Consider the following 15,954-nt stretch of genomic DNA (forward strand, 5'->3'; position numbering starts at 1 on the left):
CACCATATAATCAAGGGTCTATACGCCACCTGTTCATCGTGGCATATAGACCCTTGCCAACCAAGTTAATTGCAGATTTACTATATTATTCGGGCTTTGTATCAAAGAAACCGATAAACTCATCAAAATCTCGAAGAATGTCATTCAACTTAGGATTACTCTTTTGAACTATAATGGCTATGTAATTGTCAACTTCTTCATCCCTAAGAATAGAAACCTTGACACAAAAACGATCTCGTTTATCGAATTCGTTAAACCATCTGGTAAAAAGGCGAGCTCGCATAGCCTGTCTGCTATCACCCGTTTCACATTGATATAGAAGTATATCGGGATTCGTAAGAAAGAATTCCTCTATAATACATTGTATAGTTGCTTTAACTTTAGAATCGTTAGGAGAATTCTTCTTGTTTTCATTGAGAATGCCGAATTCATACGCTTTTTCATCCTCCCAAATATTATTGTTTTCTACAAATTCTATTCGATACTGAACACCATAATCTGTTAAGAACTTATATGATCCATTATCTATCCAGACCTTATAAGGAGAATGAAAATTGAGGCGAGTTAAGTTAAAGGCATGCATAACAGTCTGCAGCCTCCTCTCGTGCTTTAGCAAAGTCTATTTGAGCCTTTGCTTCCATTTCTTTTTTACGTCTAACCATATCTCGTAATACAGCAATTGCTTCTTCACGAGTTTTAATTTTTAAAGCCATACTTATTCATTTTAAAGTTCTACTTCTTGTTGGTTGCAAAGATAAGCTTTTATTTTGAAAGTGCAAAGAAAACGGGAGAAAAGTTTCGGGAAAAGTTTGGATTTCAAAACCACTGCCCACACAGCCATATCATCCACCCAACAGGTATCAAGACACGATGAAGGGTCTATACGCCCACCTCTCATCGTGGCATATAGACCCTTGTTGTTTTCCGTGAGGTGCGGGTGAATATATGTTGCTGAGCAACTTATACTCCTTGCCCAGCTTAGGAGTTAAACTTGATAGTACTGCCCTTTATTTCCAACTCCTTACTGACCTAAATTGATAGCCGAGGAATATACTATCATCACTGTCAAAGCTGTCAACGTATTTTACACCTGAAGGCTTCCAAATATACTGATTGCTATTCTTGTCAAATTTACCATTCATAATTTCTTGATTTTCAGGCAAATACAAATCTATATATGGACTCGAATAGTTAATACCATCAAAAATACCATCTTCAGAATTTGCTTCTCCTCGTACATCGGTAAGTGTTCCCAATATAACTTTTTTAAGATGTATGCATCCGTAAAATGCTTGTTGATATATAGTTGTAACTTTTGGAGCATTTACTGTTTCTAAATTTATACAGAAATACAAAGCCTTTTTACCTAACGTTGTCACATCTGGTAAAAAAATAGACTTTAAAGGCTCTAATTCTCCTGCTTCATTGTTCAAACCATTTGCAGGAATTTCCTTGCATCCTATCAAGGAAAGGTCAATGCTACCATCTGTTCCACCATTCAAGGCTTCACGAATAGCATCAAAAACTTCTTTGCCTGCATTAGGTGCAAGAATGAGCTTAATGTCAGTTTTTCCTTCTGTCAATTCTTTCTTAATAACGTTTTCTATTTCTGTAGCAGTCATGTTATTGGCATCAATAGCATAGGCATTCAGCGCATAGCTTATGCCATCTTTGGTTCCTGGGTAAAACTCATAATCCACTAAAGAGTACTCTCCAGATTTTACAGAAACAGTTGAGTAGTAAGTGAAAAGACCATATAAATACACATTCCCTTTAGCATCAGGCGTAAGGGTATAGGTGCAGTTTATATTGTCTAATATGTTAGCTGGAGCAAAGTCCTTTACTGTCACAGTAATTGGCTTTCCTTGATTCATAGCAGGATTCGTTGCAATGCGCAAGCGGGAATAGTTGCGTGTTGCTCCGGAAAAATTTACGGTTATACTCTGACCATTATGGGTTATTTGTGCTGTTCCCTCAATATATTCATCTGTTCCAGCAACCTTGCCTTCTTTCAAAACTAATTTGCCTGCTTCCCATTTGTAATTAGGGGCATAATATACATGAGGAAAGGTTGGCACTTCGTCTTCTTTATAAGACAGCTCGCCACTTGCCAATTCCCAATTACTGCCATTATATGTAAAAGCAGCATACTTAGTCCCGAAAGTCTTACTGGTCATCTCCAGAAGCAACTCATCTCCTTCAGCCCATGAAGTCTTGCCTTCATCAGGTGTACCTATAGCACGAGTCTGCGAATCTCCGAATGCCGGAAATTCACCAACAACCAACTGTACGTTGCTCTTGCCTGTTGTTGCGGTTGGTTCTTCTATATCACTTGTGCATGACGCCATTACTATAGTAACGACTGCCAGCATGATGTATTGAAATATCTTTTTCATATTCTTTCCTCCAATTATTTGAGTTCATCTTCGTTTGTCCAACCAGTCATATCATCTATGCTGATTCGGGTTAGTTCCACTTTGTCTTTTCCTACATCGAGTTTGTAGGTGTAGCGATGGCCCTCTTGAAACTCCGTATTTGACCTCATTTTTGCATGGAAGTTTTGGTCGCCTATCTTGAATTTCACGAAAATCTCGCCAACTTTGTAGGAACCAGGGATAACGATTGCAGAAAACATACCATCGTCATGCTTACAGGCTTGTACCCAATCAGGATTACCTGAAGGTGTACCCATTACTAATTGCCCATGGTCTGGGGCTCCAAAAAATCTAACACTGTTGTTTTTTGAATACACTTGTGGTTCACTAATATCCATATCAGGATAATCCGCAGTTCCAACATGATATACTATCGTGACCAGCGACATGCGATGCTTCATAGGAATATCTACATAATCTTTAGGGACATCGTACCAACATCCGGTTATTAAATCTGCAGCTTTCAACTGAGTCTCATCACTTTGGTCTGTATGCAAATTATAGATAGGAAAATTGGCCATATCAGAAGGATACCAAGCAATCAATTCGCATCTTCCCACTTTTTCCCAGCGAAGTCTTCTGATAGGTTCCCAACGGTATAACCCATTTTCTTCCACATATTTATATTCACCAGTTCTAGTATCTTCATCACCGAAAATTTGCAGTACACTTATTAGGTCCTCATTCTCCCAATTGTTACCGTGTCCCAATGTATTGACACGAGTCTGCATGCCTCCAACAGAGAAAGTGGCATTGATTTCCTGCCCTTTCAGCGTAGGAGCCATATCTTCATTTTGCGTACATGCTGTAAAGCCCATAGCCATAAGGCCCATTACCGCATAGGAAATTCTTTGTTTTATCGTCTTCATAATCTTCAGTTTTTTATTGTTAGTGAGTTAGTGAGCTGCCAAGCTCACTAACCCTGTATTCCCTATTTTCAGTACCTTATTTATCATTACAAAGCTATATCTGCGTCTAAATCACTTGAATCACCATTTTCCCAAGGAACTATATTAGCTTTTTCTATAGTAATCCCAGTATTTTTAACAGTTATGTTGTATGTATATTTTTTGCCACCTTCAAATTGTCCATTGGTGGATGGTGTTATAGGGGTTGTGTATTTTACTTCGCTATCATTCAACAACAAGTAAATCTCTATATCCATTTTATTGCTTTCAAGGCTTTGCGGCAACATGATATAAGCAAAACTTTCTTCGCTTTCAAAAGGTACATCATTAAAAACACGAGTAAGAGTAGCTCTGTCACCAGCAGTTTCAACCGAACCTGTTCTTGTGTCAAATTTACCGCTTGTAAATATTCCTTTCATATCCAAGCTATTGAATTTATAATTGTTATATTTGACACCCTGCCCTGGCTTAATTTTGAATTCAACCAAACTCATACAATGCTTAAAGCGATGTTCTGCATCTGTAAAATTCACAGTTGGAGATGCTTTACTTGCAGTAGCTCCTGAGGCAAAAAGTACATCAGCCTTACAAGGTTGGTTTGCTTCTACCTCAGCTATATTCCAATTCATTTTACCATCAGTTAAGAATTCGCTATAAGGATAGTATGCACTAAATGTTGTCTCTTTGTTGTCCTTGAAATAGATGATGTTGTTATTGTCAGCAGCTTCAAAAGTACCATCCCCATTTGTTGTTACATACTTTTTGTTGTCTCCTGTTGTATTGCCAGAAGATGTGGCATATACGCCAATGGCATCATTCTTAGACCATGTATCGTCAGTGGTGGCACGTGTGATGTTTTTAACAATGTCCGCCTGTACGGTAGCAGCAACAGGACCATTGTTGCCGATACCGTCTTCTTCGTTAGCGCAAGCTGCAAACAGCAATGCTGCGGCAGCGATGTATAAGAATCTAAATTTCTTCATAAACGTTATATTTTAAGTGTTGTTATTGTGCTATATGTTCATTATCGTCTCCAGCCTTTATCCAAGGCTCAATGTTTCCAGAAATATCTACGGCAGAACGACTCAATTTTACTACTGTATAGTGGTATCTGTTGCCACCCTCAAGTTTTGCAGGCATTGTCCATACGAAAGGAGCGTCGTAACCATTGTTGAGGTCAAACTCTATCACTCGGCTTGCTTCTTCTGTAGGGAGCAGGATTGCCTCATACAGCTTGCCAGCTTGGGTAGTTTTCATCTTGATGTCCGTAGGATTTCCTTCACCAGAGATGGTCCCATCCGCAAGATTGAAAGTGGCTTTAGTATTCTGACCTTTCACTGTCACAGTCATTTTCTTAAGGTCTTCTTGCGTGAGACCGTTACCTGGTTGAACATCCAAAACAAGATTGCTTAACTTATGGTAGAACTTCAAGAATACCTGTGGCGTAGCTTTGTTGCAGCCTTCTGTCTTGGCATACATGAAGTCGATAGCTTCTTGTTTCCCTTGGTCTGTTACATCAAGTGCTACCTTGTAATCATTGACAGTGGTCTGTGGATAGTAAGAATAGAAGTCCACATCTCCATCTATCGGGAAGAAAACAGTCTTACCTCCAGAAACAGGTGAAAAGCCTATACTTCCACTTGTCTGATAGCAAATATTGTCAACACCCTCTTGGATAGCATCTGCCGAGAGAGGCTGTTTGGTACCTGTCATGAAGATACCGATCATGTCACCTTCAGCCCAAGCTAAACCGGCAGCACGGGTGTTTACGCTGATACCACCAGTAAACTGCACGGCTACCTTATCGTTCTGGGTAGAAGGTGCGGTGTCTTCTGTACTGCATGAAACCATTGCACCAGCCAAGAGTGCAAGGGCGAAGAACTTAGTCATCTTTTTCATCTTATCAATATTTTAAATGTTATTATTATTATTTGATTTCTACTTCATTGTTGAGGTTCGTCCAACCGTTGATGGTAGCTTCCAGATTCATCTTTGGCTGCATTTGGTTGTAGTTGAGTCGCAACTCATACTTTCCTCCAACCTTCATCGCAGGGGCGGTGATGTCATACTCTTGCAAGGTCCCGTTAGGAAGCAAGAGGCGGAGATAAACATGAGAGGCGGAACTTCCCTGTATGGTCGGCATCAGTCGGATGACTTCCGATTTCAGGGTTGATTCCGTAGCCAAGATAGTAGGGAGTTCCACTTCCGTTGGCTCTATGCTCGGCAAACCGTATTCTCCATCACTGTTCTTCTGTGTAGGGAACAGACACCAGGCTGCATCTAATGCCTTGCCACTCATCTCTGTACCTTTCGGCACATTCTCAATGATGACGGTCAGTTCCGGAAGCACGCTCTTCATAGGGTTTTGCACCACATAGCTGCCTTCCTTGTTATCTATCTTCACATCGGCAACTCCGAAATAGGCATTGTTCCTTACATCCTTAGGATTGGTCAAACCTATCTGGATATTGTTCCAGTTGGTCAAAGCCCTGGTCTGGTCAGTGGTGAAGAATGGCTCTATAAGATTGGTAATAGCCAATATCTGATAATGCCCTTCAGGAAGAGCGAAGCGTTGGCTTGCCAACTCCTGTGCACTACCACCATGTTTTTCCTCTACTAATGAACCGTCATCGGCATTGAATATCCAGAGCTTCACGTCATTCACATCCGTACCTTGGTCGGCTTCATCCGCCCAAGTGAGCGATACCGACAAGCCACCCTCATCCTCACCATCATGAACATCATGGTCGCAGCTTGCCAACAGGCATGGGACGCATAACAGCACCCATAACCAAATATTAAATCTTCTTTTTGCTTTCATTCTCTATCTTGTTTTATGGGTTACTGATGATGATGGGTAAAAGGCAAGTTGATTCCTAATCTTATGCCACTTTCCCACAAGAAGTTGTTTTTATGCAGATGCTCAGGCATTCCGTCCATACGTTCGCCAGTAAGACGAGTCAGACCGGAATAGATACCCAATTTCAGGCATGAGGTCAGTTGATAACCCACCTGCAAGTCTGCACCATAACCCAAATGCCAGTTGGTAGAACCTTTCATCACCTTGGCATCATCGGCTATAGTCTGAATATCAGCCTTGGTCGTTACTGCATATATATGAGGTGAAACAGCCAAATCCCATCGGCTGTTAGCTGTCTTATGGAACAACCCAAGGAGGTTAACGTTCACTCTTGCCCCATATCTGCCCATTCTGACATGGCTTTTCAGATTGGCATATTCCCAACAGTCCATGCCCAGAACACCTGCGTTGTAAAGCACACCGTCGCTACCCAACCAATAGTTACGTTCTACGCAGCAGTCTTGTGCAGACAAGTTCATTTCTCCATACTTGGCAGATAACTCAGCCGAGAAGATGGAGTTGAAACGATAGCCCCCATATAAGCCAGCAGCCCAACCGAGGTGCGTCTTGTCATGTCCGAAGCCTGAGAAGGTAGAGAAACCGAAAGGCATTCCACCCTCTACTCCGACGTACCAGCCTTGCTGCCCCGTCTTTCCATCTTCTTTTACTTCTGCTTTCGCAAAAGAAAAAGGAAGAATAAAAGCAAGCAATGCGACCAGCAATCTTTCTTTTCCAGTTAAGTAATTTCTCATATTGATCTTTTTTTTATAGAAAATATACTGTCTTTTTCCAAAGAGCAACATACTTTTTTCTTAGTTAAAACTTCATTCATATCTATCATGTTTTGATTATAATTTACAATATTTTAAATCCTTCATGATACAGATTGTAAAAATCCTGGTGCAAAGTTAAGGGTTTTATATGAAAGTGGGGGGGGTAATATTTGTTTTTTCAGGTATGATTTTTTGGTTTTAGGTGTCTCATTCGTGAGCAATGCGACACCTTGTTAGTATTCTTTAACGTTTCCAGACTCTATTCAAGCCCAGAATCTGTGTAAATCTTTAGCCGGCACCAGCGCGTAACGGAATTGAAAATCGCTGGCCGAAGGGTAAAGCAAAGGTAAAGGGCATAGGGGGATCATTCTTTCGGCCAAATTGTTTTGTACATTGGCCAAACATCCATTTGTGGAACAGGAGTCAATTTTGCAAATTGATTCTTTTCATAGAAACCTACTGCGCTATAATTAGAGGTATGCCAAGCTCTTACTGTCAAGAAAACGCAACCAGCATATCTTTGGTTTCTAGCCATCGAAGCTATTTCTTCAATTAAGGCTGAACCTAGATGTAAGCTTTGAAATTTTTTATCAATAGCTAAGTAGGCAATTTCTAAAGCGGGATAAGTATATTTTTGTTCGAATTGTTCTCGGAAAGTTTCTTTTACCGCAGGTAAATCGGTTCCTGCTGCACCTATACGCATATCATCAAAATCATCTGAATCTATGTCAACGGAGTCGAATGCTAAGGCGAAAATAGCAACAATCGTGTTATTCGCTTTTAAGCGTACACATTTTGTATTCTTCTAAATTCATTCTATATTCCACTCAAATTTATATGGATAATTTGATGTCTTTGTGGCATCATCTTTCTTTGCTTTTGCACCGATGGATGCAAGAGCGGCTTTACGAACGGCTTGTGCGTATTTGCCTTTAGCTAAAACTTTTGGTGCATTTATTCCTAACATAATTATATCATTTAAATGTTTGTGATGCAAACGAGCGCAATGAAAGCTTGCTTTCAAATTGCCGAGGGCAGCTTTTCTTTTGCAAAATTAAGCAATATTTCTGTAACTTCCAAATATTTAGCAGGTTATTTTGTTCTTTTTAGTATTAAAACGCATATTAAAAGCTTTTGGGCCTTCAGCCCGTACTTAAACCACATGCGAAAGTTCTGTCTATATTTGTCGGAATCTCCAAATGTTTTCTAAGAAATCTGCTTATCAAGCATGGAATTTAATCCAAAAAGTTCTAATTGCCATAAATTTCTCATTATGAATCAACGGAAGAACCGCTTTATACCCCATCTTCTTCCTCTTCTTCATCTTCAGCAGAAGCGTTGGTATCCAACTTCTCATCCTTTGATATAGAGATACTACCCATTCGGGAAATCTTAAGTACCAGAGGTACATATTCATCGCTGGTAACATCAGGCGACCCAACACTTGCTGCGAAGTAAAGATAATCACCTTCTGCTTTCACATACACAATACCAAGCAAAGCACCCATGTCCTGTGTATGTTTGTCAATATAGGATGTGAAATCTTTCTTTGTGAAAGTACGGCTAAAGAATTCTGAGCCATCACTTCTCAATACCTTAACCGAAATTCTGTTATCATAATACTTGGTGTTTTCGTCCAACTGGAGAACCGGAAGTTCCTTGTCAGAACTACGCTTCACCACCACTTTATAATGGGAACCAACCCAGTCAGCCTCCCTGGTCTGCTCATAATCACTCATTTTCTGAGTAGCTTTGTTCACAACCTTAGCCACCGGTTTAGGAGCAATAATGATATTACTCTTCTTCTTTTCTGTACAAGCCGTCAAGCTAGAAATAGCCAAAAGACCTATTAATATATAATCAATTCGTTTCATTCCGTTATTTTTTCTTACTGCAAAAGTACATTTTTCTTTTGAAATAGCCAAAGAAAAGAACCGAAATCTACATTCTTACACAAAATCAGACGCAAAAAGGCGCCTACTTTCACAAGCAGACGCCTTAACATACCTAAATACTAACTAATAAATTTCCTATTGAATCTTACACGATATAATAAAAGTTCAGTTTATGAATTCTAATCGTAACTTTGACGAAAAGAAAATGAAAAGGTTTAATCAAGATATAAAAAAAAGTGCTTTTTCTGCTTTTTTTTTCATTTCTTAGCAAAAGAACATCAAAAAAAACGATTTTGTTTTGTTTTTCGAACAATTTGCCGTACCTTTGCAGCATAATAAAGACATTAAGTATGAAAAAGAGGTTAATATTTATCATTTCTGTATTTTTTGCCTTCATTTCATGTTCGCATCAGCAAACAGAAAAGAAGGAGCAAGTCATCGACACAATACCTGTGATGGTGATGCAGATACAGAAATGCAATCGCTTATATACAGCAGAAGCTCATGTTCATAAGATTATAACACATGATGACCAGCTTAATCTGAAGGGCTCACTGTTCAAGAAAGACTTTAATATTCATGTTCCCGGCTCAAACCGCAAGGTGGCCATTCCGATGGATGCGACATTAAAAGCTTATGTAGACTTTTCAGAATTCTCTGCTAAGAACATTAACCGACAAGGCGACAAGATAGAAATCATCTTACCAGACCCAAAAGTGATGCTCACCAGCAGTAAAATCAATCACGAAGGTGTAAGACAATTCGTTTCACTCACCAGAAAGAACTACAGTGATGCAGAACTGTCACAATTCGAACAACAAGGCAGGGAAAGTATCATTCGCGATATACCGAACCTAGATATTCTTGAACAGGCACGCCAAAGTGCAGCAAACACCCTGATTCCGATGCTACAGGACATGGGATTCGCAGAAGAGAATATCAAAATCAGTTTCAGGAAGAAATTCACTTTCAACGATCTGAAGACTCTTCTGGATAAGACAACTATCGAAAAGAATCACTAAGCGAGGAGAACAATGATATGAAAAGAATACAAATCATCGTACTATTAGCACTGATCCTTATTCTGGGTGGAGCCTTCTATTGGCTCACCAAAGACAACGAGGTCAGCGTGGTACAGGAAGATAAGACAACCCTCTCACCCACTCAGGTAGAAAGCATCGAGAATATCGGTCAATGGGAATTTCTATCTGTAAGTGATGAAGAACTGATAGATACTATACGCCGTGGCTTTTGGGGCGACGACCAACTGGTACGTATCTATTACGGAACGTTGCGCTTGGGTATCGATATGAAGGATGTAAAAAAAGGATGGCTACAAACCAGCCAGGACAGCATCGTATGCACTTTACCTCCTATCAAACTGCTGGACCATAACTTCATAGACGAAGCGAAGACCAAGAGTTTCTTTGAAGAAGGCAAATGGACAGGCAGCGACAGACAGGCTATGTATGAGCGTGCTTATCAAGCCATGAAGAAACGTTGCTTAAACCGCACCAACATCTATACTGCACAGGCGAATGCCAAAACTCAGTTTAGAGAGATGCTGAAAGCAATGGGATTCAAAAACGTAAAGATAGAATTTGAGAAATAACAAGGTTATAATACATAAGTAACTGCGTTATCAGGTATAAAAAATATAGATATAAGATAAACATAAAATTTTTAAGAGATGGATGCAATAAACGATTTTTTCACCGCATTTAGTTCATTCCTGTGGGGATGGCCTATGATTATCCTGCTGTTGGGAACCCACATCTTTCTGACCATCCGCTTGCGCTTTCCACAACGCAAGATTTTCAAGGCAATCAAACTGTCTGTAAAGAAAGACAAGAATGCCACAGGAGATGTTTCACAGTTCAGAGCACTGGCAACAGCATTGGCAGCTACAATTGGTACCGGTAACATCATCGGTGTGGCTACAGCTATCGCTCTTGGCGGACCAGGAGCCGTACTCTGGTGCTGGTTAACCGGTGTCTTTGGTATTTCTACCAAATATGCCGAAGGATTACTCGCCGTAAAATATCGCGTAAAGACCAAGCGAGGCACGATGTTGGGTGGTCCTATGTATGCCCTGGAAAAAGGATTGGGCTGGAAATGGCTTGCAGTTCTGTTTGCCCTCTTTGCCGCATTGGCATCATTTGGAATCGGCAGCACGGTACAGGCAAATGCCATCTCTACCCTGGTAGAAAACCAATACGGCATTTCTCCATACATTACTGGTGCCATCGTTACGGCTTTAGGAGCAGCTGTGATTCTTGGAGGCGTGAAAAGTATCTCCAAGGTTTGTGGCATGCTGGTACCTTTCATGGCACTCTTTTATGTATTAGGCTGCATCTACATTCTCTGTGTAAATCATGCTTATTTATTGCCTGCCATCCACGTAATCTTTGACTCTGCATTCACAACAAAGGCTGCAGGTGGCGGCTTCGCTGGAAGTACCATGATGATTGCAGCCCGCTATGGTATAGCCCGCGGATTGTTCTCTAACGAAAGTGGTCTGGGTTCGGCACCCATCGTTGCTGCAGCAGCCCAAACCCGTAACCCAGTGCGCCAGGCATTGGTTTCATCTACCGGTACCTTTTGGGATACTGTCATCATCTGTGCCCTTACAGGTCTCGTCATCACCTCAAGTATCATAGCATATCCAGACATTGACTACCATAACGGAGCAGCACTCACCAAGGCTGCCTTCAGTAAGATTCCATATATCGGAGCTCCGATATTGACCATCGGACTGGCAACATTTGCATTCAGTACTACATTGGGATGGAGTTATTATGGAGAACGGTGTGTAGAATATCTGAAAGGCAAAAAGTGGATGCTCTGTTTCCGCATAGTCTATATTGCTACTATCTTCCTGGGTAGTGTCATCAGTCTGGGACTGGTTTGGAACATTGCCGACTGCATGAATGCTTTAATGGCCATACCAAACCTTATCTCCCTGCTCTGCCTGAGTGGTATCATAGTGCATGAAACCAGAAAGTATCTGTGGAGAGACCAGCTAGATAAAGACATGGACGAAAAAGAAATAGAGGAATTAGAATAAAGACACAGAAAGGAAATACCCAGAATGGGAGTAAAAATACAAAAGCTCGGTATTGCATCACTGCAGACCGAGCTTTTATTATTAAATCAACAAAAACTAATAAAATATCTTTTCTAAAAACCAAAAAACCTATTCGTTATGAACTTATGGTGCAAAGATACTACCATTTGCGCAATAAACAGCACATTTTCTGTTGATTTCTATACTTTTTATTGGGCAAACGTTTGCACAGTTTGCCCTATCAGATTACAATTTATACTGAAGATGTTTCATTGCATGACCACCCCAAGTGGTATCATTGACATATTGGAAACCAACCTTCGTATAGAGACGCTCCGCTTTCGGATTGCCTTTATCACAAAGCAAACCTACAGCAGGAAGTCCTAATTCTCTTGCGCGAGAGATAGCAGCATCCAACAGTTTAGATGCAATACCTTTTCCACGGTATTGGTTAGAAACTGCCAAACTATCCAAATAGAACTCACCTTCCTCTGTTTCAAGCTCCATAGCCGAATAGTCTATTCCAAAAGCCACGATCGCAGCCTCAATAAAGCGCTTACGTAATCTTTTGACGTCAGCACCATCGTATGCAACCAAGATGCCAACAAGAATGCCATCAGTAGACATAGCAACCAATGTATTCTTATAACTATACTGACTGTCCTCCATCTCTACAAGTTTAGTCATCATACGGTGAAAATCAACCAATGTATGCTGAGGACCAGCAAAATTTTGGCAACACTGCGCATTCATCGCCTCCATGATAAGCGATGCGATATGCGAAGCCTTGTCAGGCGTAGCCTGTTCTATTTGAATTTTCATTATATTGTTTTTATTTTATTGTTTTATTATTGTTATTTCTTTCATGTTCCAGCATCGTGAGGAAATTCTACAATTACTTTTTTCATGATTGCTGATTGGCTTTGATGCCTTATCGTTTACAAAGTTACGTATATTTTTTGATAAGAGCAAGTTTTTTATATTTTTTATTCGAAAAAGTTTTTTTATTCGAAAAAAAGATGTATCTTTGCCGCAGGTTTTGAAGCTAAATTTCTATTACTAGTATAATAGAGATACCCAAATCCCTTGGGTCCCAATGCTTCAAAACCTTTTTCGTTTTTAAGAGCGAAAAAAGAGGGTGTGTCATAAATCAGGATAATAGTAGGTGTATAACAGTTGACTACCGCATGCACAACAGGTGTTGTGCATGCGCATATCAGCTGTTATGCAAGCGCACAACAGCTGTTGTGCGACCGAAGATACTGACTGTCTCAACAACATATCCTATCTCTTTCAACAACTTATTCTATCTCTTTCAACAACATATCCTATCTCTTTCAGCAACATATCCTATCTCTTCCAGCAACATAACCCATATTTACCAACGACAAGAAGAGGGTGAATCATAAACTTATGACACATCCTCTTCTTCGCAATATAAATCCTTAATGTTTTGTTTTTCAGAATATTACTATAATCACAAAGCTACAGAAGCATCCTTTAAGTCTACTGCCTGAGCCTTGAGGGTTCCCTTTCCTTTTATCACAACGACACATTTTCCGAAGAATGCCTTGCGATGTGAATCGGTGAAACGCTCCAAAGAAGTCTGACATCCATTATCTGTTCCCAGAATCTTTGGCGTTTTCTTGTTGTCTTGGTCACTTGCCTCCTGTTCTCCTGAAACAGAGAAGAAAATCTGGTTATCTGCGTTTGGACAGAGATTGCCGTCTTTATCTACCACATTCACCTCGACAAAGGTGGTCGGATCTGAAGTGCCAAAAGCCTGACAGCCCTGATAAGTCTTCTTCAACACAAGATGATGAGGAGCTCCTGCTGTTTTTATGACCTGCTCTCTAAGAACTTTACCATTCTTTCTGGCTACAACCTTTACTTCTCCCGGTTCAAAGTTTACGCGCCACATCACATGATATTCAGTACTCTTTCTGAAAGCATCGCCTTCGTTCTTTGCACCGTAGACTGTCTTCTTACGGATGCCCTGACTCTTGCCATTGATAAAGAGTTCTACCTCATCGGCATGATTATAATAACACCACATGTCGATGGTCTGTCCCGGCAGCCAGTTCCAATGAGGGAAGAGATGAAGCACATCTTTCTGAGTCCACTCACTCTGATACATATAATAGCTGTCTTTTGGAAGACCCGCCAAATCGATAATGCCAAAATAACTGCTACGGGCAGGATAAGCATAAGGAGTAGGTTCACCGATATAGTCGAAACCGGTCCAGATAAACTGTCCGCCCACAAAGTCGTTGTGCTTCACCACATCCCAGGTTTCTTCGTGGGTACTACTCCATGAGGCGTGGAAATTATCATAAGCCGAACACATAAACGATGGATCGGTATAAGGCAACCACCATTCCTTTGGCGCAGTATAAATGCTGTCGCTAGGCATCATATAGTAGCCACGAGTCTGCAAGGCAGAAACACTCTCCGACAGAATGAAAGGCTTGCCAGGGAAATTCTTCGGCACATCCTTCACCCACTGATGGTGATAATTGAAACCTATAACATCAATAGCCCCACTCTTAAAGAGGTGATTCTTCGGATCAGGCTCATTACAGCCAGCAGTAACAGGGCGTGTGCCCCAAGGATCGTACTCTTTCACAATTTTGGCAAGATGCTGGGTAAGAAGTGAATTGACACTCAGTTCATCGCTATGTGCCAAGGTAGAAGCATCATGACCGGCATTCAGAATCAGGTTAGCCTGCTCTAAGCTGAGCGTATCAGCAGCCGCATCCGACCATTGTTCGAGTACCTCATTACCGATACTCCACATGATGATGCTTGGATGATTTCTATCTCGCTTGATGAGATCAGAAAGGTCTTTCTTATGCCATTCATCGAAGAAACGGGCATAGTCGCCATTAGATTTCTTGCGGCGCCACATGTCGAAACTCTCATCCATCACGAGGATACCCATCGAATCGCACATGTTCAGGAGTTCAGGTACCGGAGGATTATGGCTGCTTCGGATAGCGTTCACGCCCATATCGCGAAGGATGGTAAGCTTACGGTGCATTGCATCTTCATTGACAGCAGCACCCAGGCAACCGAAATCATGATGCTCACAGACGCCATTGATCTTGATATTCTTGCCATTCAGGAAGAAACCCTTCTTTGCATCAAACTTTACATCACGGAAACCGGCAGTAGTCGTAGCTACATCCACTACCTTCCCGTTTACTACCAGCTCACTCTTCACGGTATAGAGATATCCCTTTCCGATGTCCCAGAGATGCGGATTCTTCACCCGGAGTTTCTGTTCCTGAACACCCTGACTCTTGGCTACGAGCTTTCCGGCAGCATCATAGATTGTATTACGGACAGAGAGTTTCATCTTATTACCGGAAGCAGCGAAATCCACCTTCACCCTGACATCACCCTGTGGAGAAGTTGCTACATACTGCCCCCATTGGGGAATATAAGCAGATTTCATGGTTTTGGTGAGCCAAACATGACGGTAAATACCGCAACCGGAATACCAGCGGCTGTTAGGCTGGTCGCTGTTGTCTACCTTCACCGCAATGACATTATCACCCTTCTTATTAATATAAGGTGTAAGATCATACTCGAATGTACTGTATCCATAAGGGCGGGTTCCGAGTTTATGACCATTGATATACACGGTAGAGTTCATATATACGCCATCAAAGGTGATGGTAAAGCGGTCATACTTTTCCTTCGGATTTACCGAGAAATGCTTACGGTACCACCCGATGCCGCCCGGCAGTGCACCACCACCGGCTCCCGAAGGATTCGAAGGAGAGAAATCGCCCTCTATCGCCCAATCGTGAGGAAGATTCAAACGGCGCCAATGTCCGTCAGCATACTCCGATTTCTGCATACCGGCACTATCGGCTAAAACGAAAAGCCAGTCTTTATCAAAAGACTGATGTTCGCGGGCGTTCAACTGATGAGCTAAAAGCCCACTCATCAAAACTACGCCCAATAATGTTTTCTTGTTCATTCCTATCATATAAGAAATCCCACAGATA

The 15,954-nt window shown here is 41.2% G+C and carries 16 protein-coding genes; 3 read left to right on the top strand and 13 right to left on the bottom strand.

The window, feature by feature from the left end:
• Window positions 1-85: 85 nt before the first annotated feature.
• From F7D47_RS11675 to F7D47_RS11725, 11 genes are all read right to left on the bottom strand, one after another.
• Window positions 86-583 carry a DUF6169 family protein gene (locus F7D47_RS11675; RefSeq protein WP_118117046.1) on the bottom strand — a complete coding sequence of 166 codons (498 nt, stop codon included), beginning with the start codon at window positions 581-583 and terminating at the stop codon, window positions 86-88.
• Entirely contained in the window at window positions 570-713 is a 144-nt protein-coding gene (locus F7D47_RS11680; RefSeq protein WP_153082491.1) for a hypothetical protein, read from the bottom strand. Before F7D47_RS11680 ends, F7D47_RS11675 begins: the two co-directional genes overlap by 14 nt.
• Before the next feature lie 294 nt (window positions 714-1,007).
• Window positions 1,008-2,396, bottom strand: a complete 1,389-nt coding sequence (locus F7D47_RS11685; protein ID WP_153086287.1) for a leucine-rich repeat protein — start codon at window positions 2,394-2,396, stop codon at window positions 1,008-1,010.
• Between the two features lie 14 nt (window positions 2,397-2,410).
• Entirely contained in the window at window positions 2,411-3,304 is an 894-nt protein-coding gene (locus F7D47_RS11690; protein ID WP_153086286.1) for a fimbrillin family protein, read from the bottom strand.
• 86 nt (window positions 3,305-3,390) lie between these two features.
• A complete protein-coding gene (locus tag F7D47_RS11695; RefSeq protein WP_153086285.1) occupies window positions 3,391-4,326 on the bottom strand; it encodes a fimbrillin family protein in 936 nt (311 codons plus the stop codon).
• A gap of 22 nt (window positions 4,327-4,348) precedes the next feature.
• Window positions 4,349-5,242 (bottom strand): fimbrillin family protein, encoded by an 894-nt coding sequence (locus F7D47_RS11700; RefSeq protein WP_153086284.1) that lies wholly within the window; start codon window positions 5,240-5,242, stop codon window positions 4,349-4,351.
• A 28-nt stretch (window positions 5,243-5,270) separates the two neighbouring features.
• A complete protein-coding gene (locus F7D47_RS11705; RefSeq protein ID WP_153086283.1) occupies window positions 5,271-6,164 on the bottom strand; it encodes a FimB/Mfa2 family fimbrial subunit in 894 nt (297 codons plus the stop codon).
• 20 nt (window positions 6,165-6,184) lie between these two features.
• A complete protein-coding gene (locus F7D47_RS11710; RefSeq protein WP_153108152.1) occupies window positions 6,185-6,955 on the bottom strand; it encodes a hypothetical protein in 771 nt (256 codons plus the stop codon).
• A gap of 385 nt (window positions 6,956-7,340) precedes the next feature.
• The gene (locus F7D47_RS11715) at window positions 7,341-7,679 is read right to left on the bottom strand and encodes a GNAT family N-acetyltransferase (RefSeq protein ID WP_153086281.1); all 339 of its coding nucleotides are present in this window, start codon (window positions 7,677-7,679) and stop codon (window positions 7,341-7,343) included.
• Between the two features lie 108 nt (window positions 7,680-7,787).
• A complete protein-coding gene (locus F7D47_RS11720; RefSeq protein ID WP_153086280.1) occupies window positions 7,788-7,943 on the bottom strand; it encodes a hypothetical protein in 156 nt (51 codons plus the stop codon).
• 328 nt (window positions 7,944-8,271) lie between these two features.
• Window positions 8,272-8,850, bottom strand: coding sequence for a DUF4738 domain-containing protein (locus tag F7D47_RS11725; protein ID WP_153083611.1), 579 nt, complete (start codon window positions 8,848-8,850; stop codon window positions 8,272-8,274).
• A gap of 371 nt (window positions 8,851-9,221) precedes the next feature.
• Here F7D47_RS11725 and F7D47_RS11730 point away from each other — a divergent pair, with 371 nt between their 5' ends.
• From F7D47_RS11730 to F7D47_RS11740, 3 genes are all read left to right on the top strand, one after another.
• A complete protein-coding gene (locus F7D47_RS11730) occupies window positions 9,222-9,893 on the top strand; it encodes a DUF4230 domain-containing protein (protein ID WP_153086279.1) in 672 nt (223 codons plus the stop codon).
• 17 nt (window positions 9,894-9,910) lie between these two features.
• Window positions 9,911-10,483: a DUF4230 domain-containing protein gene (locus F7D47_RS11735; RefSeq protein WP_119230204.1), complete on the top strand. Its 573-nt coding sequence runs from the start codon at window positions 9,911-9,913 to the stop codon at window positions 10,481-10,483.
• 78 nt (window positions 10,484-10,561) lie between these two features.
• Complete coding sequence (locus F7D47_RS11740) at window positions 10,562-11,938, top strand: alanine/glycine:cation symporter family protein (RefSeq protein WP_153086278.1); 1,377 nt, start codon at window positions 10,562-10,564, stop codon at window positions 11,936-11,938.
• A gap of 246 nt (window positions 11,939-12,184) precedes the next feature.
• Here F7D47_RS11740 and F7D47_RS11745 read toward each other — a convergent pair whose 3' ends face one another.
• Together F7D47_RS11745 and F7D47_RS11750 are read right to left on the bottom strand one after the other, a co-directional pair.
• Window positions 12,185-12,760: a GNAT family N-acetyltransferase gene (locus tag F7D47_RS11745; protein WP_022120562.1), complete on the bottom strand. Its 576-nt coding sequence runs from the start codon at window positions 12,758-12,760 to the stop codon at window positions 12,185-12,187.
• Window positions 12,761-13,415: 655 nt separating this feature from the next.
• Window positions 13,416-15,926: a glycoside hydrolase family 2 TIM barrel-domain containing protein gene (locus F7D47_RS11750; protein ID WP_153086277.1), complete on the bottom strand. Its 2,511-nt coding sequence runs from the start codon at window positions 15,924-15,926 to the stop codon at window positions 13,416-13,418.
• Between the last annotated feature and the right edge of the window lie 28 nt (window positions 15,927-15,954).

The sequence above is a fragment of the Segatella copri genome, assembly GCF_009494835.1.
Taxonomy (GTDB): domain Bacteria; phylum Bacteroidota; class Bacteroidia; order Bacteroidales; family Bacteroidaceae; genus Prevotella; species Prevotella copri_F.

What these genes read in the sequence shown, in the direction of transcription:
- F7D47_RS11675 (WP_118117046.1), bottom strand. Translation starts at nt 583, where the DNA reads ATGCATGCCTTTAACTTAACTCGCCTCAATTTTCATTCTCCTTATAAG.
- F7D47_RS11680 (WP_153082491.1), bottom strand. Translation starts at nt 713, where the DNA reads ATGGCTTTAAAAATTAAAACTCGTGAAGAAGCAATTGCTGTATTACGA.
- F7D47_RS11685 (WP_153086287.1), bottom strand. Translation starts at nt 2,396, where the DNA reads ATGAAAAAGATATTTCAATACATCATGCTGGCAGTCGTTACTATAGTA.
- F7D47_RS11690 (WP_153086286.1), bottom strand. Translation starts at nt 3,304, where the DNA reads ATGAAGACGATAAAACAAAGAATTTCCTATGCGGTAATGGGCCTTATG.
- F7D47_RS11695 (WP_153086285.1), bottom strand. Translation starts at nt 4,326, where the DNA reads ATGAAGAAATTTAGATTCTTATACATCGCTGCCGCAGCATTGCTGTTT.
- F7D47_RS11700 (WP_153086284.1), bottom strand. Translation starts at nt 5,242, where the DNA reads ATGAAAAAGATGACTAAGTTCTTCGCCCTTGCACTCTTGGCTGGTGCA.
- F7D47_RS11705 (WP_153086283.1), bottom strand. Translation starts at nt 6,164, where the DNA reads ATGAAAGCAAAAAGAAGATTTAATATTTGGTTATGGGTGCTGTTATGC.
- F7D47_RS11710 (WP_153108152.1), bottom strand. Translation starts at nt 6,955, where the DNA reads ATGAGAAATTACTTAACTGGAAAAGAAAGATTGCTGGTCGCATTGCTT.
- F7D47_RS11715 (WP_153086281.1), bottom strand. Translation starts at nt 7,679, where the DNA reads ATGCGTATAGGTGCAGCAGGAACCGATTTACCTGCGGTAAAAGAAACT.
- F7D47_RS11720 (WP_153086280.1), bottom strand. Translation starts at nt 7,943, where the DNA reads ATGTTAGGAATAAATGCACCAAAAGTTTTAGCTAAAGGCAAATACGCA.
- F7D47_RS11725 (WP_153083611.1), bottom strand. Translation starts at nt 8,850, where the DNA reads ATGAAACGAATTGATTATATATTAATAGGTCTTTTGGCTATTTCTAGC.
- F7D47_RS11730 (WP_153086279.1), top strand. Translation starts at nt 9,222, where the DNA reads ATGAAAAAGAGGTTAATATTTATCATTTCTGTATTTTTTGCCTTCATT.
- F7D47_RS11735 (WP_119230204.1), top strand. Translation starts at nt 9,911, where the DNA reads ATGAAAAGAATACAAATCATCGTACTATTAGCACTGATCCTTATTCTG.
- F7D47_RS11740 (WP_153086278.1), top strand. Translation starts at nt 10,562, where the DNA reads ATGGATGCAATAAACGATTTTTTCACCGCATTTAGTTCATTCCTGTGG.
- F7D47_RS11745 (WP_022120562.1), bottom strand. Translation starts at nt 12,760, where the DNA reads ATGAAAATTCAAATAGAACAGGCTACGCCTGACAAGGCTTCGCATATC.
- F7D47_RS11750 (WP_153086277.1), bottom strand. Translation starts at nt 15,926, where the DNA reads ATGAACAAGAAAACATTATTGGGCGTAGTTTTGATGAGTGGGCTTTTA.